This is a genomic window from Rhodococcus yananensis (assembly GCF_020515525.1).
GTDB classification, from domain to species: domain Bacteria; phylum Actinomycetota; class Actinomycetes; order Mycobacteriales; family Mycobacteriaceae; genus Rhodococcus; species Rhodococcus yananensis.
In genome coordinates this window covers 1-6,391 of the sequence record NZ_JAIYEP010000129.1, presented here as the reverse complement: position 1 = coordinate 6,391, position 6,391 = coordinate 1, and the positions used below count along the sequence as shown (strand labels likewise).

The 6,391-nt window shown below is 70.1% G+C and carries 4 protein-coding genes; 2 read left to right on the top strand and 2 right to left on the bottom strand.

The window, feature by feature from the left end; genetic code table 11:
• Positions 1 to 79: 79 nt before the first annotated feature.
• Together sucB and LDQ05_RS18960 are read right to left on the bottom strand one after the other, a co-directional pair.
• Complete coding sequence (sucB, locus tag LDQ05_RS18965; protein WP_226438507.1) at positions 80 to 2,167, bottom strand: 2-oxoglutarate dehydrogenase, E2 component, dihydrolipoamide succinyltransferase; 2,088 nt, start codon at positions 2,165 to 2,167, stop codon at positions 80 to 82.
• Between the two features lie 241 nt (positions 2,168 to 2,408).
• Positions 2,409 to 3,920 (bottom strand): leucyl aminopeptidase, encoded by a 1,512-nt coding sequence (locus LDQ05_RS18960; protein WP_226438506.1) that lies wholly within the window; start codon positions 3,918 to 3,920, stop codon positions 2,409 to 2,411.
• Positions 3,921 to 4,090: 170 nt separating this feature from the next.
• On the opposite strand from LDQ05_RS18960, the gene gcvT reads away from it, so the two are divergent.
• Positions 4,091 to 5,191, top strand: coding sequence for a glycine cleavage system aminomethyltransferase GcvT (gcvT, locus tag LDQ05_RS18955; protein ID WP_226438505.1), 1,101 nt, complete (start codon positions 4,091 to 4,093; stop codon positions 5,189 to 5,191).
• Between the two features lie 52 nt (positions 5,192 to 5,243).
• The gene (locus LDQ05_RS18950; protein ID WP_226438504.1) at positions 5,244 to 6,350 is read left to right on the top strand and encodes a branched-chain amino acid aminotransferase; all 1,107 of its coding nucleotides are present in this window, start codon (positions 5,244 to 5,246) and stop codon (positions 6,348 to 6,350) included.
• Positions 6,351 to 6,391: the final 41 nt, after the last annotated feature.

Here is a 6,391-nt window from a genome sequence, read left to right as displayed (position 1 = left end):
AATGCCCAGACCACCGTCAACGGGCCGCAGCCCTCCCGCCCTCCGCGCGGTGCTTCACCCGGTCACGCCCGGGCCCCGATCACAGGCCCAGTTCGGTCTCGAACGCGCCTTCCTCGAGGCGGTGCTTGATCGTGGTCAGGAAACGACCGGCATCGGCACCGTCGACCAGCCGATGATCGTAGGTCAGCGGCAGGTAGCACATCGCGCGCACACCGATCGACTCGTTGCCCGCCTCGTCCTGCACCACCACCGGGCGCTTGACGATCGCGCCGGTCCCGAGCATCGCGGCCTGCGGCGGCACGAGGATCGGGGTGTCGAACAGGGCGCCCTGGCTACCGATGTTGGTGATGGTGAACGTTCCACCCGACAACTCGTCCGGCTTCAGACCGCCGTTGCGTGCGCGGTCGGCGATATCGGCGATCGCACGGGCCAGCCCACCGAGGGTCAACTCACCGGCGTTGTGGATGACCGGCGAGAGCAGGCCCTGCGCCGTGTCGACCGCGATCCCGAGGTGCTCGGCGGCGTGGTAGGTGATCTGCTTGTTCGCCTCGTCGTACGACGCGTTGATGTTCGGATGGGCCCGCAGTGCCTCCACGACGGCCTTCGCGAAGAACGGCAGGTAGGTCAGATTGACGCCCTCGCGCTCGGCGAACGCCTTCTTCGCCTCCGCGCGCAGCTGCCCGATCTTGGTGACGTCGACCTCGAACGTCTGCGTGAGCTGCGCGGTGGTCTGCAGCGACTCACGCGTCTTCGTCGCCGTGATCTGGCGGATGCGGTTGGCCTTCTGCGTGGTGCCGCGCAGGTTCGCGAGTTCCGGACGCACACCGGGGGTGACCGCCGGGGCGGCCGGGGTGGCAGCCGCGGCCGCGGGAGCCGCCTTCGGCTGCTCGGCGGCGGCCAGTACGTCCTGCTTGCGGATGCGGCCACCGACGCCGGTGCCCGTCACGGTCGACAGGTCGACGTTGTGCTGGGCGGCGAGCTTGCGCACCAGCGGGGTCACGTACGGGGTCGCGCCACCGGCGGGCGCCGCCGGAGCCGCGGCGGGAGCCGGTGCCGGGGTCGGAGTGGGTGCCGGTGCTGCCGGTGCCGGAGCCGGAGCCGGAGTGGGTGCCGGTGCCGGTGTCGCCGGTGCCGGAGCGGGTGCCGCCGCCGGTGCCGGGGTCGGTTCCGCCTGTGCTGCGGGGGCTTCGGAGCCGATGACGGCGAGCTGTCCGCCGACCTCGACGGTGTCGTCTTCCTGGGCGTTGATCTCGACGAGGACACCGGCGACCGGCGACGGGATCTCCGTGTCGACCTTGTCGGTGGAAACCTCGAGGAGGGGTTCGTCGACGGCGATGGTGTCGCCGACGGACTTGAGCCAGCGGGTGACGGTGCCTTCGGTGACGGATTCGCCGAGTGCGGGCATGGTCACGGGGGTGCCGTCGCCTGCCGGTGCTGCCGGTGCTGCCGGTGCTGCCGAGGGTGCGGCGGCGGCCGGAGCGGGAGCAGCAGCGGGTGCCGGTGCCGCCGGTGCCGGGGTCGAAGCGGGTGCCGCCGCCGGTGCCGGGGTCGGTGCTGCCTGTGCTGCGGGGGCTTCGGAGCCGATGACGGCGAGCTGTCCGCCGACCTCGACGGTGTCGTCTTCCTGGGCGTTGATCTCGACGAGGACACCGGCGACCGGCGACGGGATCTCCGTGTCGACCTTGTCGGTGGAAACCTCGAGGAGGGGTTCGTCGACGGCGATGGTGTCGCCGACGGACTTGAGCCAGCGGGTGACGGTGCCTTCGGTGACGGATTCGCCGAGTGCGGGCATGGTCACGGGGGTGCCGTCGCCTGCCGGTGCTGCCGAGGGTGCGGCGGCGGCCGGTGCCGGAGCTGCAGCCGGCGCCGAGGGGGCTTCCTGCGCGGCGGGCGCGGCCGGGGCCGCGGGCGCCGGCGCGGCGGACTCGCCGGCTTCACCGATCACGGCGAGCTCGCCACCGATCTCGACGGTGTCGTCCTCCTGGGCGACGATCCTGACCAGGACGCCGGCCGCAGGCGACGGGATCTCGGTGTCGACCTTGTCCGTGGAGACTTCGAGCAGCGGCTCATCGACTTCGACCGTGTCTCCTTCCTGCTTGAGCCATCGCGTGACAGTTCCCTCGGTGACGCTTTCACCAAGCGCTGGCATCTGGACGGAGAAGGCCATGTCTGTTGACTCCTCGACGGTTGTGTTCGTGTGTGTTGAGTTGTACCGACCCGCGGCCGAGACCATTGTGTGGTCGTAGCCCATTGTGCTCGAGGCCGGGCACTCATGAGGCTGGTTCAGGTGTTCGGTCGGATCGCCACCCGGACGAGATGCGACCCGGTCCATCCTTGCACCCGACGTCCGCTCGCGTTCGACGAGGGGCGGGTCGGGTCACATCGTCGTCCGGGTGTGATGAGGTCGGTCAGCCGTGGGCCGCGATGTCCTCGATGACGGCGAGCATGGTGCGGACGGGCACGCCGGTGCCGCCCTTCCCGATGTATCCGAACGGGCTTCCGGTGTTGAACGCGGGGCCGGCCACGTCGATGTGCGCCCACTGCACCCCGTCACCCACGAACTCCTTCAGGAAGATCCCGGCCGTGAGCATTCCGCCCCACCGCTGAGCACTCACGTTCGCGAGATCGGCGACCCGTGAATCCAGACCGGCGCGGAGTTCCTCCGGGAACGGCATCGGCCAGCCCTCCTCACCGACCTCCCGCGACAGGGTAGCGACACGGTCCCGGAAATCGTCGGTACCCATGACACCGGGGGTGCGGGTGCCGAGCGCCACCATCTGGGCACCCGTCAGCGTCGCGGTGTCGATCAGGTAATCCGGTCCGTCCTCGCATGCCCGGACGATCGCGTCCGCCAGGATCAGGCGACCCTCGGCGTCGGTGTTGATCACCTCGACGGTGGTGCCGCCGTACTGGGTCAGCACGTCACCGGGGCGCTGCGCCGTCGACGACGGCATGTTCTCCGCCATCGGCACGGTCGCGGTCACGTCGGCCGCGACGCCGAGCCGGGCGGCCAGCACCACGGTCGCGACGACAGCCGCTGCACCGGCCATGTCGGACGTCATCGCCTCCATACCGGCGGCGGGCTTGATCGAGATGCCGCCGGTGTCGAAGGTGACGCCCTTGCCGACGAGTGCGACCTTGGCCGCCGACCGCTTCTTCGAACGGTAGGTCAGCCGCACGAGCCGCGGCGGGCGCGACGACCCCTTGCCGACCCCGAGGATCCCGCCGAACCCCTGCTTCGCGAGCGCCTTCTCGTCGAGGATCTCGACCTTGAGCCCGGCGTCCTCACCGAGCGCCTTCGCGCGGGCGGCGAACTCGGCGGGGAAGAGATGACTCGGTGGGACGTTCACGAACTCCCTGGCCGTCGCGACCGCTTCCGCGATCGCCGTCGCACGCGCGAGCGCGGCCTTCGCAGCCCGGTCACGGGTCGAGGGAACCAACAGTTCGACGCGGGCCACCGGCTGTCCCTCCGGTTTCGGTGCCGACTTCTCGGAGCGGAACTCGGTGTACGTGTAGGCGCCGAGCGCGAAGCCCTCGGCGGCGGCGCCGAGATCGAGGGCGGACAGCGTCGTCGTTGCGGTCGCGACGCCGGTGAGGGCTCGCGCGGCGGCGCCCGCCGCCCGCCGGATCCGTTCCGGATCGATGCCGTCGGCGGCGCCGAGGCCGACGGCGATCACGCTCGTGACCGGAAGCTCCGCGGGTGCCGGAACCCGCGTGACCTCTTCGGCGCGGCCGGTGGCCCCGACCGCCTGCACCGCGTCGAGCACCTCACCCAGAGCGTCCTCGTCGACCAGCCCGTCACCGAGCACCACCTCCGGTGCGCCGTCCGTGGACGTCAGGCCGACGATGAGTACGTCGGCGCGCTTGGAGACGGAACCGGCGAGAACGAGTTCGGGCAGATCCGGGGTCGGTGCACTCACGGGGAAGCTCCTAAGAAGTAGAGGCGGGTTTCGCTCCTCGACGATGGTAGTGATCGGGAGCGCCGATGTCGGCGACCGCGGCCCGTCCGGGTGGGTTCGACCGCACGGGTGCGGGCCGGGCGGCCCCGGCAGGGTGGGAACACGACCCGAGTGGACTAGCGTCAGTGCCCATGAGCGACCAGGAACTGCAGCAGGGCCCGATCCACTCGGTGCACGTCGAACTCGGAGCGACGTTCGCCCCGTTCGGGGGATGGGAGATGCCCGTCTCCTACGCGGGCACGGTGGCCGAGCACACCGCGGTGCGCGAGTCGGTCGGACTGTTCGATGTCAGTCATCTCGGGAAGGCGCTCGTGCAGGGCCCGGGCGCGGCCGCATTCGTGAACTCGGCGTTCACGAACGACCTCGCGAAGATCACCCCGGGCAAGGCCCAGTACACGCTGTGCTGCACCGAGTCGGGAGGCGTCGTCGACGACCTGATCGTCTACCACGTGTCCGACGACGAACAGTTCCTCGTCCCGAATGCCGCGAACACCGCCGCCGTCGTCGCGCTGCTCGCGGACGCGGCACCGGACGGGGTGCGCGTGACGGACCGCCACCGCGAGCACGCCGTGTTCGCGGTCCAGGGACCGAAGGCCGCGGACGTCCTCGACGAACTCGGATTCCCCACCGACATCGATTACATGGGATTCACCGACGCACAGTGGAACGATGCCCCGGTCCGGGTGTGTCGCAGTGGATACACCGGTGAGAAGGGGTTCGAACTGCTGCCCCGCTGGGCCGACGCAGAACCGCTGTTCCGGGCGCTCGTCGACGCCGTCCGCGGCGCAGGGGGACAGGTGGCGGGGCTCGGTGCCCGCGACACCCTGCGCACCGAGATGGGTTATCCGCTGCACGGGCACGAACTGTCGCTCGCGATCTCGCCGTTGCAGGCCCGCTGCGGGTGGGCCGTGGGCTGGAAGAAGCCGCAGTTCTGGGGTCGCGATGCGCTCCTCGAAGAGAAGGAGACCGGGCCGAAGCGGCGACTGTGGGGTCTGCGCGCACTGGACCGGGGTGTGCTCCGCGCCGGACTGACGGTGCAGCGCGACGGCGCGGTCGTCGGTGAGACCACGTCCGGGACCTTCTCACCGACCCTCAAGGTCGGTATCGCGCTCGCGCTCCTGGACACCGGTGCCGGACTCGCCGCCGGTGACGTGGTCGATGTCGACGTGCGTGGTCGTGCTGTGCGCGTCGAGGTGGTCGCGCCGCCGTTCGTCGAGGACCACACGAAGTAGCAGTCGACCGGGCGCGCGGACTCGGAGGTGCACCTGGTTATCATTGGCATTCATGACAGGTGATCTCGCATTCGCTCGCATCTCGCACCCGACACCCAGCACCGCGGAGCGGCGAAACGAGATTCTGGCGAATCCCGGTTTCGGTCAGTACTTCACCGACCACATGGTGACCATCACCTACACCGAGGGCACCGGTTGGCACGACGCGAAGGTCGAACCGTACGGCCCCATCGCGCTGGACCCGGCGGCGATGGTCCTGCATTACGGGCAGGCGATCTTCGAGGGCCTCAAGGCGTACCGGCAGGCGGACGGCAGCGTCGCGTCGTTCCGGCTCGGAGCGAACGCCGCGCGATTCAACCGCTCCGCGGAACGCCTCGCGATGCCGGCGCTGCCCGAGGAACTGTTCGAGAAGTCGATCACCGAACTCCTCGACGTCGATCACGAATGGGTGCCCGAGGCGGGCGGTGAGTCGTCGCTGTACCTGCGGCCGTTCATGTTCGCGACCGAACCGGCCCTCGGGGTACGCCCCGCCGCGGAGTACAAGTACCTCCTGATCGCGTCACCGGCCGGCGCGTACTTCCCGCGGGGCGTCAAGCCGGTCAGCGTGTGGCTGTCGCGCGAGTACGTGCGCGCCGCCCCGGGAGGCACCGGCGCCGCCAAGTTCGCGGGCAACTACGCGGCCTCGCTCGTGGCGCAGGCCCACGCCGCGGAGCAGGGGTGCGACCAGGTCGTGTGGCTCGACGCCATCGAACGCAAGTACGTCGAGGAGATGGGTGGCATGAACCTGTACTTCGTGTACGGGTCCGGCGCCGATGCGCGGCTGGTCACCCCGGAACTGTCCGGTTCGTTGCTCCCGGGCATCACCCGCGACTCCCTGATCACCCTGGCGAAGGATTCGGGTCTCGTCGTCGAGGAACAGCGGATCAGCACCGACGAGTGGCGTGAGAAGGCCGCGTCCGGCGAGATCACCGAAGTGTTCGCGTGCGGCACCGCCGCCGTGATCACACCGGTCGGCAGGGTCAAGGACCGCGACGGCGAGTTCACCATCGCCGACGGTGAACCGGGCCCGATCACCATGGCGTTGCGCGACACCCTCACCGGTATCCAGCGCGGCACCTTCGCCGACACCCACGGATGGATGAGCACGCTGCGCGCGTAGGACACCGGGGCCTGGACCCCGAGTGAGGCCGCGACCGTGAC

Coding starts and splice junctions, on each gene's coding strand:
- sucB (WP_226438507.1), bottom strand. CDS start 2,167: ATGGCCTTCTCCGTCCAGATGCCAGCGCTTGGTGAAAGCGTCACCGAG.
- gcvT (WP_226438505.1), top strand. CDS start 4,091: ATGAGCGACCAGGAACTGCAGCAGGGCCCGATCCACTCGGTGCACGTC.
- LDQ05_RS18950 (WP_226438504.1), top strand. CDS start 5,244: ATGACAGGTGATCTCGCATTCGCTCGCATCTCGCACCCGACACCCAGC.